Here is an 18,139-nt window from a genome sequence, read left to right on the forward strand (position 1 = left end):
ACAAGAACACTTCGCAAGAAGTGCTTCTTAAATTGTGATACGCGTCAGCGTATCCGGCAAAATGAAACGTGATTATTGCGAACCCCAGACTCCTTCGGGTTATAGGGTCAAGCAATTAAGCGCACACGGTGGATGCCTAGGCAGTCAGAGGCGATGAAAGACGTGGTAGCCTGCGATAAGGTTCGGTGAGGTGGCAACAACCTGTGACCCGGACATTTCTGAATGGGGAAACCCACTGGCCATAAGGTCAGTATCTTACACTGAATACATAGGTGTAAGAGGCGAACCAGGGAACTGAAACATCTAAGTACCCTGAGGAAAAGAAATCAACCGAGATTCCCCTAGTAGCGGCGAGCGAACGTGAATTCAGCCCTTAAGCATGTGAATGATTAGGCGAACAGATTGGGAAGTCTGGCCGTAGCGGGTGATAGCCCCGTAGTCGAAAATCTGATCATGTGAAATCGAGTAGGTCGGGGCACGAGAAACCTTGACTGAAGACGGGGAATTCATCCTCCAAGGCTAAATACTCCTGACTGACCGATAGTGAACCAGTACCGTGAGGGAAAGGCGAAAAGAACCCCGGAGAGGGAGTGAAATAGATCCTGAAACCGTGTGCGTACAAGCAGTAGGAGCAGACTTGTTCTGTGACTGCGTACCTTTGTATAATGGGTCAGCGACTTATATTCAGTGGCGAGGTTAACCGTATAGGGAGCCGTAGGGAAACCGAGTCTTAACTGGGCGACACAGTCGCTGGATATAGACCCGAAACCGAGCGATCTATCCATGAGCAGGGTGAAGGTTGAGTAACATCAACTGGAGGCCCGAACCAGGATCTGTTGAAAAGATTTGGATGACTTGTGGATCGGAGTGAAAGGCTAATCAAGCTCGGAGATAGCTGGTTCTCCTCGAAAGCTATTTAGGTAGCGCCTCACGTATTACCGCCGGGGGTAGAGCACTGTTTCGGCTAGGGGGTCATCCCGACTTACCAACCCGAGGCAAACTCCGAATACCGGTGAGTAGAGCGTGGGAGACACACGGCGGGTGCTAACGTCCGTCGTGAAAAGGGAAACAACCCAGACCGTCAGCTAAGGTCCCGAAATCCTGGTTAAGTGGGAAACGATGTGGGAAGGCTCAGACAGCTAGGAGGTTGGCTTAGAAGCAGCCATCCTTTAAAGAAAGCGTAATAGCTCACTAGTCGAGTCGGCCTGCGCGGAAGATGTAACGGGGCTAAACCAGGTACCGAAGCTACGGGTGAGTTCATATTTCGATATGGATTCGCGGTAGAGGAGCGTCGTGTAAGCCAATGAAGGTGAATTGAGAAGTTCGCTGGAGGTATCACGAGTGCGAATGCTGACATGAGTAACGATAAAGGGAGTGAAAAACTCCCTCGCCGGAAGACCAAGGGTTTCTGTTCGACGCTAATCGGAGCAGAGTGAGTCGGCCCCTAAGGCGAGGCCGAAAGGCGTAGTCGATGGGAAACGGGTCAATATTCCCGTACCGGACATGGTTGCGATGGGGGGACGAAGAAGGCTAGGTGAGCCAGGCGTTGGTTGTCCTGGTGAAAGTGAGTAGGCTTGGATCTTAGGTAAATCCGGGATCCTTTAAGGCCGAGACACGAGATGAACTGACCACGGTCAGGAAGTCACTGATGCCACGCTTCCAGGAAAAGCCTCTAAGCTTCAGATCATGTGCGACCGTACCCCAAACCGACACAGGTGGTCAGGGTGAGAATCCCAAGGCGCTTGAGAGAACTCGGGTGAAGGAACTAGGCAAAATGGTGCCGTAACTTCGGGAGAAGGCACGCCGGCGTAGGGTGATGAGACTTGCTCTCTAAGCCCGAACCGGTCGAAGATACCAGGTGGCTGCAACTGTTTATTAAAAACACAGCACTCTGCTAACGCGCAAGCGGACGTATAGGGTGTGACGCCTGCCCGGTGCCGGAAGGTTAAATGATGGTGTTAGCCGCAAGGCGAAGCTCTTGATTGAAGCCCCGGTAAACGGCGGCCGTAACTATAACGATCCTAAGGTAGCGAAATTCCTTGTCGGGTAAGTTCCGACCTGCACGAATGGCGTAATGATGGCCACGCTGTCTCCACCCGAGACTCAGTGAAATTGAAATCGCCGTGAAGATGCGGTGTACCCGCGGCTAGACGGAAAGACCCCGTGAACCTTTACTATAGCTTCACACTGGACGCTGATGTTGCCTGTGTAGGATAGCTGGGAGGCTTTGAAACTCGGACGCCAGTTCGGGCGGAGCCAACCTTGAAATACCAGCCTGGCATCATTGGCGTTCTCACTCAGGTCCGTTATCCGGATCGAGGACAGTGTGTGGTGGGTAGTTTGACTGGGGCGGTCTCCTCCTAAAGAGTAACGGAGGAGCACGAAGGTACCCTCAGCACGGTCGGACATCGTGCATTGAGTGCAAGAGCATAAGGGTGCTTGACTGCGAGACAGACACGTCGAGCAGGTGCGAAAGCAGGTTCTAGTGATCCGGTGGTTCTGTATGGAAGGGCCATCGCTCAACGGATAAAAGGTACTCCGGGGATAACAGGCTGATACCGCCCAAGAGTTCACATCGACGGCGGTGTTTGGCACCTCGATGTCGGCTCATCACATCCTGGGGCTGAAGTCGGTCCCAAGGGTATGGCTGTTCGCCATTTAAAGTGGTACGCGAGCTGGGTTTAGAACGTCGTGAGACAGTTCGGTCCCTATCTGCCGTGGGCGTTGGATGTTTGAGAAGGGCTGCTCCTAGTACGAGAGGACCGGAGTGGACGACCCTCTGGTGTTCCGGTTGTCACGCCAGTGGCATTGCCGGGTAGCTATGGTCGGACGGGATAACCGCTGAAAGCATCTAAGCGGGAAGCCCCCTTCAAGATGAGACATCCCTGAGGCCTAGAGCCTCCTGAAGGGCCCAGCGAGACCAGCTGGTTGATAGGCACGGTGTGGAAGCGCTGCAAGGCGTTGAGCTAACGTGTACTAATGGCCCGTGAGGCTTGACCCTATAACACCCAAGGGGTCTGGTCGTAATGATGACGTGAATGAATGCCGGATACGCAGCGTGTGGCCCAGGCAACAGACTGCCAGGGCGGCAGGCAATGAGACGCTCACAATTTAGTTAAAACAGTCAGCATGATATGCATTAACAGTTACGCCTGACGACCATAGCATGCGTGAACCACCTGATCCCTTGCCGAACTCAGAAGTGAAACCGCTTAGCGCCGATGGTAGTGTGGGGTCTCCCCATGCGAGAGTAGGTCATCGTCAGGCACTTATTTAACAAGAAACCCAGCCAACCGGCTGGGTTTTTTGTTTGCGCGAAAGAAAAACAAGGGGTCTCCCCATGAACCCGTTTGTCGGGAACAAACGGGAACCGCTTTAGCGGGCCCGAAGAGCGAGTTTCAGGACGAGACGAGTAAAGTCCCGGAGCGCCGGCCGGCTCATAGTCAGGCACTTATTATGAAAAATCCCCCAGGGCTGATGCCTTGGGGGATTTTTTTTGCTTGTGAGGTGAATGGTGAGGCGTAAGGGGTAAGTCGTGAATCGTGAGTAGAAAAACCTCACACTGACTCTTCACTCTTCACCATAACGTACGGTTTTCCGGCGTTTTATGTCAGAATGTACTCCTCAAGGAGAAATGCCCATGACTCAGATGCGCTGGGAACAGTTACTTTCCCCACGTCGTCTTCACGATCAACGCTCAACAAGCACCCGTGAAATTGGCCGTAGCCCGTTTCATAAAGATCACGACCGAATTGTTTTCTCAGGTTCGTTTAGGCGCCTTGGGCGTAAGACCCAGGTGCATCCGCTGACTGAAAACGATCATATCCATACTCGCCTAACTCACTCGCTAGAGGTTGGCTGTGTAGGTCGTTCCTTGGGCATGATTGTGGGCGAGTTGCTGCATGATCGACTGCCTGAATGGATTACTCCCGCTGACCTTGGAGTCATTATACAAACGGCCTGCCTTGGCCACGATATTGGTAATCCCCCTTTTGGTCATGCTGGTGAGTATGCTATTCGCGACTGGTTTCAGCGTGCTCAGAGCAGCGGCTTGTTAGAGGGTCTTTCAGACGCTGAGCGCGAGGATCTACTGACCTACGAAGGTAACGCTCAAGGTTTTCGGGTAATTACCCAGATCGAATATAACCAGTTTAATGGCGGCATGCGGCTATCAGCGGCCACACTGGGGGCGCTGCTTAAATATCCTTGGACAGTTCGCTACAGCGGGCGCGCAGGCAAGTTTGGTGCATACCAGTCAGAGCAGGCGCTGTTAAAAGAAGTGGCTGAAGCGGTGGGGTTATTGCCCCAAGGCGAGCAACGCTGGTGTCGCCACCCGTTGGCTTGGCTTGTCGAAGCTGCCGATGATATCTGTTACGCCTTGTTGGATCTGGAAGACGGTTTAGAAATGGGCATCCTGCGTTATGAAGAGGTAGTCGAAATACTACGCCAAATAGCTGGGGAGTTTCCGCCCGAGTATGCCGATATGCAAGCCCGTAACGTGTCTCAGCGTCGCCGTATTGCGCTGCTACGAGGCGCTGCCATGGAGCGTGCGGTTAATGATGTCGGTGCGGTGTTTGTGCAGCATGAGCAGGCCCTGCTGAGTGGCTCGCTCAGTGATGACCTTTTAGAGTTGTGTCACCCCGACCTGGGGTGGGGCGTTCAGGCGGCTAAGCAGTTGGCTCGAGAGCGTATTTTCCAGAATGAGCGTAAGGCAAAGCTGGAGATTGGCGCCTATACGACGCTGGGTATCCTGCTGGAAGCCTTTATTGGCGCTGCACACGAGCTTCATCACACAGGGCACTCATCGTTTAAACATCAGCGTGTGCTGGCCCTGATCGGCGAAAATACTCCCCTGCCATCTTGGTCACTCTACGATAGCTATCGACGAATGCTGGACTTTATTGGTGGGATGACAGACCACTATGCGGTGGATTTGGCCCAGGAGATGGGCGGCCGACTACGCGGCGATTGAGTGGAGGGGAGAACACTTAAACTGAAGGTTGGCTCAGGTGTTTCAACTCCATCAACTGAGCGCGCTCAAGTAGAACATTAATGATCTTGTCATGGATGTCATCATTGAGTGGGGCTGGCGTTAGCTCGGTTATCTGCTTTGCAAGGGTATCACCGCTTACCACCAGAATATCCGTGGCAGCTTCGCTGTTATCTATTTTCCAACCCGGCAGCACCAATACGCCCCGTACGGGGACGGGCACGCCGCAGCGTCGCTCGAGCCAGTGAGTCAGCCAGCTAACCCCTTGGCGTGTTTTATGCAGCGGACGACGCTCTTGCCAGTGCGGAAAACGCAACCGCTCGCGCTCCACCGCTACGGTGTTGAGCTCATTACCATCGGTGCCGATCGCGAGTGTTCTTGCCCGTGTCTCGACCACAAATACCCCATGCGGCGTTACGACGACGTGATCAATCGTGAAGCTATCGGTGGGCACATCATGAAATACATAGTAAGGGTGGGCATCAGGGCGGACTAAGCGCTCTAGCTCTTGGCCAACAGCGAGTTCGCAAGCTAAGCCTAGTTTTAAGCGCCGGATACGCTGATAGTCGCGAACCAACAGTAGTGAAAAAGTCAGTACCAGCAACGTACTAAGCAGCCCATACAGCGCCCACTCAACCCAGTCCTGCTTATCCACAAACAGCATGCGTCCCATGCCGTAAACTAGCGGGGCGAGGCTGATAATGGGCCCTAATGCACCGTTTAAAAAAAGGCTGGAAAACGCTTGATCAAGGCGATGCCGTAGCGCTTGGCCCGGCTCACGAAGGGGGGCGTTGAATGGGGAGTGAACGCGAGCATCATGCAGGCTGCGCAGCGCAAGGACAATACTGGCCATTGCCGCCATGGGGAATAAAAAAATCAGGGGTAGCACGTATTCCAGCCAAGCCATTGCAGTGCCTTGCTCTATAGAGACTTACTCAATGGTAAGCCCTGATGGTAAGTCATAGTGGGGTAGAGGCCTAACCTCCAGCGAATTTAACCTGGTAGCCAAGGGCGCTTAACTCCTGATGCAGGGTATCGCGGTGGTCGCCTTGAATTTCAATAATACCCTCTTTAACTGCGCCACCCGTTCCACACCGCTTTTTAAGCGTTTTAGCTAACGTTTTCAGCTCTTCGCTCGGTAAAGGAATGCCACTGACGGTGGTAACACCTTTGCCTTTACGGCCACTCGTTTCGCGGCGAATGCGCACCACGCCATCAAGTGCCGCTAGCCGTTGCTGCTCACTCAAATCATCGCAGTGGCAGTCATCGAGTGGTTCACGGCAGTTGGGGCAGATTTTGCCATGTTCGGTGGAGTAAACCAGCCCACCAAGCTGGTCACGTAAAGAGGCCATTATCATCCTCCAATCGAGTGTTGAGGCACGGGCGTTTGCCAATATTCACGTGTAAGCCGCTCCACCACGGCGGGTAACTGAAACATGTTACTGATCATGATAGCGTTTTCAGGCGTTGTTTCAGCATCAGGGAAACGGTTTAGGTGGATCACCGTCATTCCCGCTTGAAGCGCCGCGCGCACACCTACCAAGGCATCATCTATGGCAATGCAGTCACGCGCTGAATAGCCCATGATACTCGCTGCGTGTAAATGTAAACAGGGTTCGGGCTTCCAGCAATTGGCGGTGTAGCCACTGAAAAAGCGTTTGCCAAAATAGTGGCTGAGTCCGGTAGCCTCTAATGCAGTGCGAATTTTGCTTTCAGGTCCATTAGACACCACGGCACTGGGATACGCCGACAATATATCCAGTGCTTCGTGGGCGCCTGGTATGGTCATCAACTCCTGAGCAAGCCGGGTGGCTAGATTGGCCCGCATAGAGGCTTCCATGCGGTCAAGCTGTTCAGGGTCAACGTCACCATAGCGTTGCTGCAGTTCAGCAACGATGCGTCGAAAGCGCGCTCCACGAAATTCGCCAAGATAATCAGCAGGCGCGAAAGGCAGGCCTACTGAATTGAGCCCGGCAGCCATTTCTTCGGCCAGTAGCGGCTCGCTATCGACAAGAGTGCCATCACAGTCAAACAGCAAAAGTGGGAGCGGCATTGTGATTCCTTGCAGCGGCTTATGCACTGCCAGTGTTAGTTGAAGCCATCCATACTGCTATTGAACGGGATTTTACGTCATTTGTGAACACTGTTTTGTTATTTTTTGCTTGCCTGATCGCGACTCTTGAGCCAGCTTAAACGGCTACACTGGTTTTAGTGGGCTGTTTGATGCGATCTAACATCGGGAAACAATGTTGCGTTAGCGTTGGAAATGGCCAAGCTGCGCTGAAGAGATTGTAGGGATACACTATCTTGTCATAACCACAACATGGAGAACGCCCAATGCGTCTAACCCCTTGGTTGCTACCCTTTGCGCTCAGCGCTGCTTTGCTAACGACCACTGGCTATGTGTTTGCTGATAGCCATGAGTCAGAGGGCGAGCAGCACGAGCCTCTGGACGATGAAGCGCTTGAAGAGGAGTACGGTATTAAAGCGGGATCAGTAAAGCGTGATGAAGATGAAGGCACTTCTTCTAGCGGTTCAGAAAGCGCTGACGAGCAGGCACGTGTTCGTGAAGAGGAAGAGGAGGAAGAGAAAAACGAAGAAGTAGCCACCAGCGAGGGCGAGGCTGATGTCGAGCTTGAGCCTGGAAAGAGTGAAGATCGCAACCCAGAGGCTGGCACAGGCGGCACTGGTAGCCCGGAAGATGCCATTCACAGCAGCGAAGAAGAGAATAGCGAAGATGATGAAGAAGGCACCGACGATAATGAGTAACGTCAGTGCCTAAGCGCTACTTGGCGAGTCTGCGCGAGTTCGCGCTACTACGCTGGTGGTAAGGCTTCATCGTGCGCTGGCTGGTAACCCACCAGGGGGCCTGCTTACCGCTCATTGAGTTGAGCAGCGCTTTTTGCATAACGAGGCCAGCTTCCATGCTGGCCTCGAGTTTTTCAGTGACCATGCGTTGATTCTCTTGCATCATTTTAGGGCTGAAAAACGGCTGTGTTTGCCATAAATGATTTCGCATAGTGATTGTCGATAAAGACGTCGACCATAGCTCAAAAGCCATGATGCCGACTTTCCATATATCGAACATCGCTACCGGGGTAGTGGGCATTAGGGAAAGGGGAGTTGTCGATTTCATCAGCGTTGTGGCCTCCTTGCTGGAACACGAGACGTCGTGGCCTCACCCTCAGTGTTAGCCTATCAATGCTGCGTTGCAACATCTATTTAATTAGCCCAAAAAAAGACGACCGGTTGGTCGTCTTTTTCAAAAGTGTGTCAATGACACGCTTATTTTACTTTGGGCGCGAGCTCGCCGCGCTCGTAGCGCAGGAACATCTCTTCCAGGCTGAGCGGCTTAATCTTACTGGCGTTGCCAGCCGTGCCAAAGGCTTCGTAGCGGGCGATACATAGATCGCGCATCGCGGTAACGGTTTCTTTCAAGAACTTACGCGGGTCGAATTCTGACGGGTTCTCAGCCAGGAAGCGACGCACTGCACCGGTAGATGCCAAGCGCAGGTCGGTGTCGATGTTGACCTTGCGCACGCCGTGTTTAATACCCTCAACGATCTCTTCGACGGGCACGCCGTACGTTTCGGGGATCTCGCCGCCGTACTGGTTAATCACTTCCAGCCACTTCTGGGGAACAGAAGAGGAGCCGTGCATGACCAGATGAGTATCCGGAATCCGCGCGTGGATCTCTTTAATACGCTGGATAGAGAGCGTGTCACCGGTAGGCGGCTTAGTGAACTTGTAAGCACCGTGGCTGGTGCCAATGGCAATCGCCAGTGCGTCCACGTGGGTCGCTTTCACAAACTCCGCGGCTTCTTCCGGGTCGGTCAGCAGCTGCTCCATATCCAACTTGCCTTCCGCACCGATACCGTCTTCTTCACCGGCCATACCGGTTTCCAGGCTGCCCAGGCAGCCCAGCTCGCCTTCGACGGAAACGCCACAGGCGTGAGCCATCTCTACCGCGCGACGAGTAACGTTGACGTTATAGTCGTAGTCGGTTGGCGTTTTGCCATCTTCACCCAGCGAGCCATCCATCATCACCGATGAGAAGCCGAGCTGAATAGAGCGCTGGCAGACCGCAGGGCTGGTGCCGTGATCCTGATGCATGACCACAGGAATATGCGGAAACTCTTCAACGGCCGCCAAAATCAGATGACGCAGGAACGGTGCGCCTGCGTACTTACGTGCACCGGCAGATGCTTGCACGATGACCGGCGAATCGGTGGCATCAGCGGCTTCCATAATGGCGCGCATCTGCTCAAGGTTGTTGACGTTGAACGCCGGAATGCCGTAACCGTATTCGGCGGCGTGGTCGAGCATCTGGCGCATGCTGATCAGAGCCATGAAGTTACCTTATCTATGTTTTAGAGACTGGGTTTTAGAGACTGAGCGTTCAGGTTCAAGACGTGCAATGTTAACCGCGTTTGGCTGCGGCTTCGAGTGCAGCGACAGCAGGTAATTGCTTGCCTTCTACATATTCAAGAAAGGCACCACCACCGGTAGAAATGTACGAAACACGATCCGCAATGGCATATTTATCAATGGCCGCTAACGTGTCGCCGCCACCGGCAATAGAGAAACCTGCGCTATCGGCGATAGCCTGCGCGATTACCTGAGTGCCTTTACCAAACTGATCGATTTCAAATACACCGACGGGGCCGTTCCACAATATGGTGCCGGCGTCTTTGAGCATGCTGGCCAAGTGAGCAGCGGTATCTGGGCCGATATCCAGAATCATCTCGTTGTCAGCTACTTGATCTACCGGTTTGACAACCGCCTTGGCCGACTCAGAAAACTCGGTGGCGACGACAACATCGGTAGGAAGCGGAATCGAGACCTTCTCCATCAGCGCTTTGGCTTGGCCCACCAACTCGGCCTCATGGAGCGATTTACCGACATTGTACCCCGCCGCGGCAATAAAGGTGTTGGCGATACCACCACCGACGATCAGTTGATCGCATTTATCCGCCAGCGCGGTGAGAACATCCAGCTTGGTAGAGACCTTCGAGCCGCCGACGATGGCTGCCATGGGTCGGGCCGGGTGCGCTAGCGCTTTTTCAAGCGCATCGAGTTCCTGGGCAAGCAAAGGGCCAGCGCAGGCGCTGGGGGCAAAACGTGCCACGCCGTGGGTAGAGGCTTGAGCACGGTGGGCGGTGCCAAAGGCATCCATCACAAAGATATCGCACAGCGCGGCGTATTGTTTCGCCAGCTGTTCATCGTCTTTTTTCTCGCCGCTGTTAAAGCGTACGTTCTCTAGTAGTACGACGTCGCCGTTGGCGAGATCCAGCGTTTCGCCGAGATAGGCTTTAATCAGCGGCACTGGGCGGCCTAACAGTTCACTCAGGTGTTCAGCCACCGGCGCCAGGGAAAACTCTTCGGCGGGCTCACCTTCGGTGGGGCGTCCTAAATGACTCATCAACATCACCTTCGCCCCAGCCTTTGCGGCGGCTTGGATTGTTGGCAGTGCGGCACGCAGGCGGGCGTCGCTGGAGACGCGGCCGTGTTTGATGGGCACATTCAAATCTTCACGAATCAGCACGCGTTGTCCTTCCAGGGGAAGGTCAGTCATCTTGTTTACATTCATGGAAGCGGTTTCCTCGTGTTTAGGCCGTGGAACTCAATATAAACAGCTAATGCAAATAGGTTACGTTTCTGTCGAAAGTCTGGCCAGCCGCTGGCTAATATCGAGCATACGGTTAGCGAACCCCCACTCGTTGTCGAACCAGCACAGCAGCTTGATAAGGCGCTTGCCCGCTACCCGTGTCTGGGTAGCGTCCAGGATGCCTGAGCGAGGGTCGTGATTAAAATCAACCGACGCCATAGGCGCTTCAGTATAGCCAAGTACGCCCTTTAAGCGCTGCTGACTGGCGGCCAGCAGTAGCGTATTCACATCGTCGCGGTGGGTGTCGCGGCTGACGGTGAGCGCCACGTCCATGGCAGAGACATTGATCGTGGGGACGCGTACGTGCAGGCATTCAAAGCGGCCCGCAAGATTGGGCATCAAGCGGCTAATACCCAGCGCCAAGCCGGTGTCCACTGGCACAATAGAGTGCATTGCCGAGCGAGTAAGACGCAGGTCGGTCTGGTGGTAGGCATCGATCACCGGCTGGTCGTTCATCGCCGAGTGAATCGTCGTGGTGACACCGTGCTCAAGGCCTAGAGCTTCATCCAGAACGGTCAATAGCGGCACAAGACAGTTTGTGGTGCACGAAGCGGCAGACAGAACGCGCTGAGAAAGCGACAGCTCGCCTTCATTAATGCCCCACACAATGGTGGCATCGACATCATTTTCCGCTGGCTGAGAAAACAGCAGCCGTTTAGCGCCTGCTGCTAAGTGCAGCTCGGCGGTGGCACGATCTTTAAAGCTCCCTGAGCACTCCAGCACCAGATCCACATCAAGCGCCTTCCAGGGTAGCTTGCGTGGGTCTTGTTCGCAGAGTACCTGGATGCGCTGGCCGTCGATGATGAGGTACTGCCCGTCGTTCTCGACGTCACCGGGAAAGCGGCCATGGGTGGTGTCGTAACGGGTTAGATAGGTGATGGTCGCGAGATCAGAGAGTTCATTGATAGCGACCACTTCAAGTTCGGGGTGTCGCCGCTCGACGAGCGCCCGCAACACGCATTGGCCAATGCGTCCGTAACCGTTAATGGCGATGCGATACCTGGGAGCAGAATTAGCCATGCAGACGGGTGGCTCTTAAAAGTGATTCAACAATGATCGAAATAGGCTAGAACTCGTTGCGATGATAACGTATTTCAGCCGACGATTCTTATCAACCGGCCGTTCCTATCAGCTGCCCATGCTTATTAATCGCCAGGCGAGTGGCAGCAGCACTGCAGTGAAAATACCGGTAAGGCTCATACCCAGTGATGCAAAAGCCCCAGCGGTGGGGCTGATCTCAAACGCTCTTACCGTGCCAATGGCATGCCCGTTAAGCCCCAGAGCGAAACCGATCAAGCGCTCGTCGTCAATATGCAGCCAACGCGCAGCGAGGCTGACACAGGGAATGGTGATCACCCCTGTCACCAACAGCGCGCCCAACAGCAGTGCCGTGGTGCCGCCAAGCTGCTCCGTAATACCGATAGCGATAGGCGCCGTCACCGATTTAGCGGCAATGGAAGCGAGTATGATGTCCGAGCTGCCCAGTAACCAAGCAATTGCCAGCGAGTAGCAAGCCGCCAGCGTCGCGGCGATGGGCAAACATATCGCCAAAGGCCGCCATAGCTCAACGATCCGCGGCAACTGTTGATAAAGCGGCATCCCCAGCGCCACCGTGGCTGGCCCCAACAGCACCGTTAACCATGTGGCCCCCTGCTGATAGGTAGTGTACGGCAGCCCTATTAGCGCTAACGCTCCCGCCAGCAGCAGCGCTGCGATCAAAATAGCGGGCAGCCAAGAAGGGCGCCTTAAACGTTGGAACAGAGAGCTACCCAGCAAATAAGCGGTGAGCGTTAACCCCACCGCAAACAGCGGGGTGGTGGTTAATAGAGTAAGCAGCGGTGTATCAGCGGACATTGGGTTGCCCGATTAGTCGCTTGAGCAGCCACAGAGTAGTCACCACACTGAGTAGCGTGCCTACCACCAGGGCGATTAGGATAGCCGTCCACTGACCGGCCAGTTCACCGATGATGAAAAATACCCCCACAACGCCGGGCATAATCAGCATAGCAAGGAGCGCAATCAGTGGTTGGGCAGCAGCGGCAATGCTGGTAGGGACTCGGCCTCGAACGGCGAGCGTCGCGCAGAGCAGCAGCATGCCGATCACGCCTGACGAGATCGGCAAAGCGGTGAAGTGGATCACCACTTCACCGATAAGCCAGTAGCTAATCAACCACAGAAAGCCACTGAGTACTGGCATGGCTTAGCCGAGTAGTTCGTTGGCTTGCTTGACCACATTCTCGACGGTAAAGCCGAAGTGTTTGAACAGATCACCCGCCGGCGCGGATTCCCCGTAGGTGGTCATGCCGATCACGCGGCCTTCCAGGCCCACGTACTTGTACCAGTAGTCGGCGTGAGCGGCTTCGATGGCGATACGTTTGGTCACCGCTTTGGGCAGTACGCTCTCACGGTACTCGGCGTCCTGACCGTTAAAGCGATAGGCCGAGGGCATGGAGACTACGCGTACCGCTTTGCCCTGCTGTTCGAGCTCGGCGGCGGCGTCCATGGCCAGGCCGACTTCAGAACCGGTGGCAATCAGAATCAACTCCGGCGTCCCTTCGCTATCTTTCAGAACATACGCACCGTTTTGAATCGCTGCCAGCTGCGCTTTCGTGCGCTGCTGATGGGGCAGATTCTGGCGTGACAGCACCAGCGCCGAGGGGCCGGAGTGACGCTTAATCGCCGCATCCCAGGCGGCGGCGGTTTCGACCGCATCGCAGGGGCGCCAAGTGTTTAGATTCGGCGTCGTGCGCAGGCTGGTGAGCTGCTCAATGGGCTGGTGGGTCGGGCCATCTTCGCCCAGACCGATAGAGTCATGGGTAAACACATAAATCACCTGCTGGCCCATCAACGCCGCCATGCGGATCGAGTTACGCATGTACTCCATGAAGATCAGGAAGGTCGCGCCGTAAGGTACCAGGCCGCCGTGTAGGGCGATCCCGTTCATGACCGCCCCCATGCCAAACTCACGCACACCGTAGTGCAGGTAGTTACCGCTGGCGTCTTCCGGGGTGATCGCTTTGGCGCCTTTCCAGAAGGTCAGGTTAGACGGCGCCAGGTCGGCACTGCCGCCCAGCAGTTCCGGCATTTGCGGGCCGATCACATTGAGCGCTTCAAACGAGGCTTTACGTGAGGCAATGGTCTCGCCACGCTCTTGGGCCTGCTCAATCAAAGCTTCGGTGGGCAGTTCCGTCGGCAGCTGGCGCTTCATGCGGCGGGTGAATTCCCGCGCTTCCGTGGGGAAGGCTTCTGCATAGCGGGCGAAACGCGCGTCCCACGCCTGTTGAGCCGCTTTGCCAGCTTCACGAGCATCCCAAGCGGAGTAGATCGGCTCGGGAATATGGAACGGGGCATGGGGCCAGTCGAGCTGGGTGCGGGCCAGGGCCACTTCGTCATCGCCTAAGGGCGCACCGTGGGCGTCCTCTTTGCCCTGCTTGTTGGGGGCGCCAAAGCCGATAATGGTTTTGCAGATAATCAGGCTCGGCTTATCGTCGTGGCTCTTGGCCAGCTCGATCGCGGCTTTCACCTCTTCAGGCTTATGACCATCCACATTGGGCACTACGTGCCAGCCGTAAGCTTCAAAGCGCTTGGCGGTATCGTCGGTAAACCAGCCTTCCACTTCGCCATCGATAGAGATGCCGTTGTCGTCGTATACAGTGATTAGCTTACCCAACTGCTGGGTACCGGCCAGGGAGGCTGCTTCATGGGAGATCCCTTCCATTAAGCAGCCGTCACCTACAAAGCACCATGTGTGGTGGTCAACGATGGAGTGGCCGGGGCGGTTAAACTGCGCCGCCAGGGTTTTTTCAGCAATGGCGAAGCCTACTGCGTTGGCAAAACCCTGACCCAGCGGGCCAGTAGTGGTCTCAATACCCGGGGCGTAGCCAAATTCCGGGTGGCCCGCAGTGGGCGAGTGCAGCTGGCGGAAATTCTGCAGCTGTTCCAGGCTTAGCTCGTAGCCGCTGAGGTGGAGCAGGGAGTAAAGCAGCATGGAGCCGTGGCCATTGGAGAGCACAAAGCGGTCACGATCGGCCCACTTGGGGTCTTCGGGGTTGTGCTTGAGGTAGTCATTCCATAGCACCTCGGCAATATCAGCCATACCCATGGGGGCGCCCGGGTGGCCGGACTTGGCCTTCTGAACGGCATCCATGGACAGGGCGCGAATGGCATTGGCTAGCTCAAAACGGGACGGCATGGGGGTGCTCCTCGCCTGAAAACAGAAATTATAAAGGCGCTATTGTCGCTGACTTCCCATGTTGCGGCAAATGTAGCGGCAAATTCTCGGGATCACGTTCTGGGAAGCATCGCCGACAGCGTGTAGACTCTGCCTCCCGACGCGGTAGAAAAGTAATGCTATCGCTTCACTAATACGGGCAGGGGTCACCTGCCATGATTTCCTGCTGATGCTGTGGATTACATACAGCCGTCATACAGAGGGTAGAGTGCGCGATGAGCGAATATTCCCTGTTTACCTCCGAGTCCGTCTCCGAAGGTCATCCCGATAAGATTGCCGATCAGATCTCTGACGCAGTGCTAGACGCCATTATCGCCCGCGATAAACAGGCCCGCGTTGCCTGTGAAACCATGGTGAAAACCGGGGTGGCGATCATTGCCGGCGAAATTACCACCTCCGCCTGGGTTGATTTAGAAACCCTGGTGCGCGATGTGATTATCAGCATTGGCTATAACTCGTCTGATGTCGGCTTTGACGGCGCGACCTGCGGCGTGGTTAACCTGATTGGCAAGCAGAGTGTCGATATCGCCCAGGGCGTTGACCGCAGCAAGCCGGAAGATCAGGGTGCTGGCGACCAGGGCCTGATGTTTGGCTACGCAACTAACGAAACCGACTCGTTTATGCCCGCGCCGATCCACTACTCTCATCGGTTGGTCGAGCGTCAGGCCGAACTGCGTAAAAATGGCCTGCTGCCGTGGCTGCGCCCGGATGCCAAGAGCCAGGTTACCTTCCGCTATAACGCCGAAGGCCAGCCCTGCGGTGTCGATGCCATCGTTCTCTCTACCCAACATGACCCAGAGATCGATCAGGAAGACCTGCGCAAAATGATCAAGCGTGAGGTCATTGAGCAAGTCATCCCCGCCGAGTGGCTGGATGACACCACCCAGTACCATATCAACCCGACCGGCAAATTTGTGATTGGCGGCCCGGTAGGCGACTGTGGTCTGACTGGCCGCAAAATCATCGTCGACACCTACGGCGGCATGGCTCGCCACGGTGGCGGTGCGTTCTCCGGCAAAGACCCCTCTAAAGTGGATCGCAGCGCCGCCTATGCGGGCCGCTATGTGGCTAAGAACGTGGTGGCCTCAGGCCTGGCTGACAAGTGCGAGATTCAGGTCTCCTACGCGATTGGCGTTGCCGAGCCGACCTCGGTCTCAATCGATACCTTCGGCACCGGTAAAATTGACGATGCCAAGATCGTTGCACTGGTTCGCGAGCACTTTGATCTACGCCCCTACGCGATCACCAAAATGCTCGATCTGCTGCACCCGATGTATCAGCTCACCGCCGCTTACGGCCACTTTGGCCGGGCACCGTTCGAGCACAGCTACACCTGGAGCGACGATAAAGGCCAAGCGCATACCGAAACCTTTACCGCCTTCCCGTGGGAAAAGATTGATAAAGCTGACGCACTGCGTAAGGCCGCCGGTTTGTAAGAGATTTGCTATACCCTTTGTAAGAAATGGATTAAATCGCCCCTTTGGCTTCGGCCGGGGGCTTTTTTTATGCGCTGTTTCAACCCCCTGCGCTACGCTAAGCCTAAAGGCTGATGTGTTACCGCGGGGGTAAGGAATGTTGTTGAGTGTACGAACATGGCTATTGGGCGGCCTTATCGGGCTTGTCACTTTTTCCGCACAGGCTGCCCAATGCCCTGATTGGCCGGAGGAGCGCCTAAGCCGCGAAAGCCAGGCGCTGGCCGAGCAGGTTCACCGCTGGGACACCGCCTACCACGACGAAGGCGTTGCGCTGATCGATGACGCCCTTTACGACCAAGCGGTTGAGCGCCTAGCCACTTGGCAGCGCTGCCTGGGCAATGTACCTGACCATCGCCCGCTTACGCGCGTTACACACAGTAGCGGCACCCTTGAGCACCCGGCGGCGCAGCGTGGGCTTGATAAAGCCGATGACGATGGCGTCAGGCGTTTTACCAGTCGCCGCGAAGACCTGTGGATCCAGCCCAAAGTGGATGGCGTGGCGATTACGCTGCGCTATGCCGCTGGTGAACTGGTCGAAGCCGTTAGCCGTGGCGACGGCGAGCGGGGCCAGGACTGGACAGCCCGTGCCCAACAGATACCTGCCATTCCCAATACGCTACCCGAGCCTGTTTCTGCAGTACTCCAAGGCGAGCTGTATTGGCGGTTAACCCAACACGTGCAGTCACGCTCACCCGCATCGGGTGCCCGGGGGGCGGTGGCGGGAGCAATGGCGCAATCCTCCCCCACAGCGGCCACTCTCGAGCGCATTGGCCTGTTTGTCTGGGGCTGGCCGGATGGCCCGACTGACATGGAAAGCCGCTTAGCCCAACTGAGTGCGCTGGGCTTTGACACCGCTGAGTATACGTATCCGCTGGATGATCGCCGTGATGCCGCCTACTGGCGCGATAGCTGGTTTAACGGGCCGTTGCCGTTTGCCACCGACGGGGTGGTGATCAAGCAAGCTGAGCGACCCGGCGTGCGTCGCTGGTCATCTTCGCCGCCTGAATGGGCCATTGCCTGGAAATATCCCGCTCAGCAGGCGCTAGCGGAAGTGCGCGGCATCGAGTTTCGCGTTGGGCGCACTGGGCGTGTGACGCCGCTGGTATGGCTTAATCCGGTGCTGCTGGAGGGGCGGCGTATTAGCCGCGTCTCGTTAAGCTCACTGGAGCGCTGGGAGACACTGGATGTCCGTCCCGGTGACCAAGTAGCGATTTCGCTAGCGGGATTAACGATTCCCCAGTTGACCGAGGTGGTGTGGCATACCCAAGAGCGCTCGCCGCTGACTCCTCCGTCACCCCAGCGCTACCACCTGCTGAGCTGCTTTGAATTAACTGCTGGCTGTGAAAACCAATTGCTGGCGCGGCTCACCTACCTTGGCGAGCAGCTTGGTATGCAAGGTATCGGTGAAGGTACCTGGCAAGCGCTGATGGATGCGGGCGTAGTCACTCATTTATTGGGCTGGCTGAACGTTGAACCAGGCCAGCTGCAACAGGCCTACGGCATTGGGGAGGCCACCGCTGATGCGTTGCTGGAACAGTTTCAAGTCGCCCAGGGCCAGCCGTTTGCGGCTTGGCTGAGTGCGCTGGGGGCGCCGCCGGGTAGCGAGTCGGTTCGCGGGAATTGGGATGAGTTAGCGGGCTACCAGCGCGAAGAGTGGCAAGCCGTTCCCGGCGTTGGCCCGGTTCGCGCTGAGGCGCTGGTAGCGTTTTTTCGCCACCCCGCGATACAGCATATGGCTCAACAGCTTAACGAGGCGGGTGTTGCCGGTTTTTAAT

General features: G+C 55.9%; 14 protein-coding genes and 2 rRNA genes. 6 read left to right on the top strand and 10 right to left on the bottom strand.

What is annotated here, in order from left to right; genetic code table 11:
- The first annotated feature begins 105 nt into the window (after nucleotides 1-105).
- The 3 genes from KF947_RS11820 (at nucleotide 106) to KF947_RS11830 (ending at nucleotide 4,972) form a co-directional block, all read left to right on the top strand.
- Nucleotides 106-3,001, top strand: a 23S ribosomal RNA gene (locus KF947_RS11820).
- A 150-nt stretch (nucleotides 3,002-3,151) separates the two neighbouring features.
- A 5S ribosomal RNA gene (gene rrf, locus KF947_RS11825) occupies nucleotides 3,152-3,267 on the top strand.
- A 373-nt stretch (nucleotides 3,268-3,640) separates the two neighbouring features.
- On the top strand, nucleotides 3,641-4,972 hold the full coding sequence (locus KF947_RS11830; protein ID WP_133733577.1) for a deoxyguanosinetriphosphate triphosphohydrolase: 1,332 nt from the start codon (nucleotides 3,641-3,643) through the stop codon (nucleotides 4,970-4,972).
- Between the two features lie 16 nt (nucleotides 4,973-4,988).
- Here KF947_RS11830 and KF947_RS11835 read toward each other — a convergent pair whose 3' ends face one another.
- The 3 genes from KF947_RS11835 to KF947_RS11845 all read right to left on the bottom strand — a co-directional run bounded on the left by KF947_RS11835 (nucleotide 4,989) and on the right by KF947_RS11845 (nucleotide 7,043).
- Nucleotides 4,989-5,897, bottom strand: a complete 909-nt coding sequence (locus KF947_RS11835) for a nuclease-related domain-containing protein (RefSeq protein WP_133733578.1) — start codon at nucleotides 5,895-5,897, stop codon at nucleotides 4,989-4,991.
- A gap of 70 nt (nucleotides 5,898-5,967) precedes the next feature.
- The gene (locus tag KF947_RS11840) at nucleotides 5,968-6,342 is read right to left on the bottom strand and encodes a translation initiation factor Sui1 (RefSeq protein WP_223289199.1); all 375 of its coding nucleotides are present in this window, start codon (nucleotides 6,340-6,342) and stop codon (nucleotides 5,968-5,970) included.
- Nucleotides 6,343-6,344: 2 nt separating this feature from the next.
- Nucleotides 6,345-7,043, bottom strand: a complete 699-nt coding sequence (locus tag KF947_RS11845) for an HAD family hydrolase (RefSeq protein ID WP_133733580.1) — start codon at nucleotides 7,041-7,043, stop codon at nucleotides 6,345-6,347.
- Between the two features lie 284 nt (nucleotides 7,044-7,327).
- On the opposite strand from KF947_RS11845, the gene KF947_RS11850 reads away from it, so the two are divergent.
- Nucleotides 7,328-7,759, top strand: coding sequence for a hypothetical protein (locus KF947_RS11850; RefSeq protein ID WP_133733581.1), 432 nt, complete (start codon nucleotides 7,328-7,330; stop codon nucleotides 7,757-7,759).
- A gap of 16 nt (nucleotides 7,760-7,775) precedes the next feature.
- On the opposite strand, the gene KF947_RS11855 is transcribed toward KF947_RS11850, so the two are convergent.
- The 7 genes from KF947_RS11855 to tkt all read right to left on the bottom strand — a co-directional run bounded on the left by KF947_RS11855 (nucleotide 7,776) and on the right by tkt (nucleotide 14,850).
- The gene (locus KF947_RS11855; RefSeq protein ID WP_022520988.1) at nucleotides 7,776-8,126 is read right to left on the bottom strand and encodes a hypothetical protein; all 351 of its coding nucleotides are present in this window, start codon (nucleotides 8,124-8,126) and stop codon (nucleotides 7,776-7,778) included.
- A gap of 149 nt (nucleotides 8,127-8,275) precedes the next feature.
- Complete coding sequence (gene fba / locus KF947_RS11860) at nucleotides 8,276-9,340, bottom strand: class II fructose-bisphosphate aldolase (protein ID WP_133733582.1); 1,065 nt, start codon at nucleotides 9,338-9,340, stop codon at nucleotides 8,276-8,278.
- A 70-nt stretch (nucleotides 9,341-9,410) separates the two neighbouring features.
- The gene (locus tag KF947_RS11865; protein ID WP_223289201.1) at nucleotides 9,411-10,580 is read right to left on the bottom strand and encodes a phosphoglycerate kinase; all 1,170 of its coding nucleotides are present in this window, start codon (nucleotides 10,578-10,580) and stop codon (nucleotides 9,411-9,413) included.
- A gap of 60 nt (nucleotides 10,581-10,640) precedes the next feature.
- Complete coding sequence (locus tag KF947_RS11870) at nucleotides 10,641-11,678, bottom strand: type I glyceraldehyde-3-phosphate dehydrogenase (protein ID WP_227404062.1); 1,038 nt, start codon at nucleotides 11,676-11,678, stop codon at nucleotides 10,641-10,643.
- Between the two features lie 108 nt (nucleotides 11,679-11,786).
- Nucleotides 11,787-12,512 carry an LrgB family protein gene (locus tag KF947_RS11875; RefSeq protein WP_227404063.1) on the bottom strand — a complete coding sequence of 242 codons (726 nt, stop codon included), beginning with the start codon at nucleotides 12,510-12,512 and terminating at the stop codon, nucleotides 11,787-11,789.
- A complete protein-coding gene (locus KF947_RS11880) occupies nucleotides 12,502-12,855 on the bottom strand; it encodes a CidA/LrgA family protein (protein WP_133733586.1) in 354 nt (117 codons plus the stop codon). Before KF947_RS11880 ends, KF947_RS11875 begins: the two co-directional genes overlap by 11 nt.
- A 3-nt stretch (nucleotides 12,856-12,858) precedes the next feature.
- Entirely contained in the window at nucleotides 12,859-14,850 is a 1,992-nt protein-coding gene (gene tkt / locus KF947_RS11885) for a transketolase (RefSeq protein WP_227404064.1), read from the bottom strand.
- Between the two features lie 254 nt (nucleotides 14,851-15,104).
- On the opposite strand from tkt, the gene metK reads away from it, so the two are divergent.
- Both metK and ligB read left to right on the top strand, forming a co-directional pair.
- Nucleotides 15,105-16,325 carry a methionine adenosyltransferase gene (gene metK, locus KF947_RS11890; protein WP_133733588.1) on the top strand — a complete coding sequence of 407 codons (1,221 nt, stop codon included), beginning with the start codon at nucleotides 15,105-15,107 and terminating at the stop codon, nucleotides 16,323-16,325.
- A 142-nt stretch (nucleotides 16,326-16,467) separates the two neighbouring features.
- Nucleotides 16,468-18,138 (top strand): NAD-dependent DNA ligase LigB, encoded by a 1,671-nt coding sequence (ligB, locus tag KF947_RS11895; protein ID WP_413614104.1) that lies wholly within the window; start codon nucleotides 16,468-16,470, stop codon nucleotides 18,136-18,138.
- The last annotated feature ends 1 nt before the right edge of the window (nucleotide 18,139 follow it).

This window comes from Halomonas sp. FeN2 (assembly GCF_020595105.1).
GTDB classification, from domain to species: Bacteria; Pseudomonadota; Gammaproteobacteria; order Pseudomonadales; family Halomonadaceae; genus Vreelandella; species Vreelandella neptunia.

Excerpts from the sequence above, each read along its gene's own strand:
- KF947_RS11830 (WP_133733577.1), top strand. The coding sequence starts at position 3,641 with ATGACTCAGATGCGCTGGGAACAGTTACTTTCCCCACGTCGTCTTCAC.
- KF947_RS11835 (WP_133733578.1), bottom strand. The coding sequence starts at position 5,897 with ATGGCTTGGCTGGAATACGTGCTACCCCTGATTTTTTTATTCCCCATG.
- KF947_RS11840 (WP_223289199.1), bottom strand. The coding sequence starts at position 6,342 with ATGGCCTCTTTACGTGACCAGCTTGGTGGGCTGGTTTACTCCACCGAA.
- KF947_RS11845 (WP_133733580.1), bottom strand. The coding sequence starts at position 7,043 with ATGCCGCTCCCACTTTTGCTGTTTGACTGTGATGGCACTCTTGTCGAT.
- KF947_RS11850 (WP_133733581.1), top strand. The coding sequence starts at position 7,328 with ATGCGTCTAACCCCTTGGTTGCTACCCTTTGCGCTCAGCGCTGCTTTG.
- KF947_RS11855 (WP_022520988.1), bottom strand. The coding sequence starts at position 8,126 with ATGAAATCGACAACTCCCCTTTCCCTAATGCCCACTACCCCGGTAGCG.
- fba (WP_133733582.1), bottom strand. The coding sequence starts at position 9,340 with ATGGCTCTGATCAGCATGCGCCAGATGCTCGACCACGCCGCCGAATAC.
- KF947_RS11865 (WP_223289201.1), bottom strand. The coding sequence starts at position 10,580 with ATGAATGTAAACAAGATGACTGACCTTCCCCTGGAAGGACAACGCGTG.
- KF947_RS11870 (WP_227404062.1), bottom strand. The coding sequence starts at position 11,678 with ATGGCTAATTCTGCTCCCAGGTATCGCATCGCCATTAACGGTTACGGA.
- KF947_RS11875 (WP_227404063.1), bottom strand. The coding sequence starts at position 12,512 with ATGTCCGCTGATACACCGCTGCTTACTCTATTAACCACCACCCCGCTG.
- KF947_RS11880 (WP_133733586.1), bottom strand. The coding sequence starts at position 12,855 with ATGCCAGTACTCAGTGGCTTTCTGTGGTTGATTAGCTACTGGCTTATC.
- tkt (WP_227404064.1), bottom strand. The coding sequence starts at position 14,850 with ATGCCGTCCCGTTTTGAGCTAGCCAATGCCATTCGCGCCCTGTCCATG.
- metK (WP_133733588.1), top strand. The coding sequence starts at position 15,105 with ATGAGCGAATATTCCCTGTTTACCTCCGAGTCCGTCTCCGAAGGTCAT.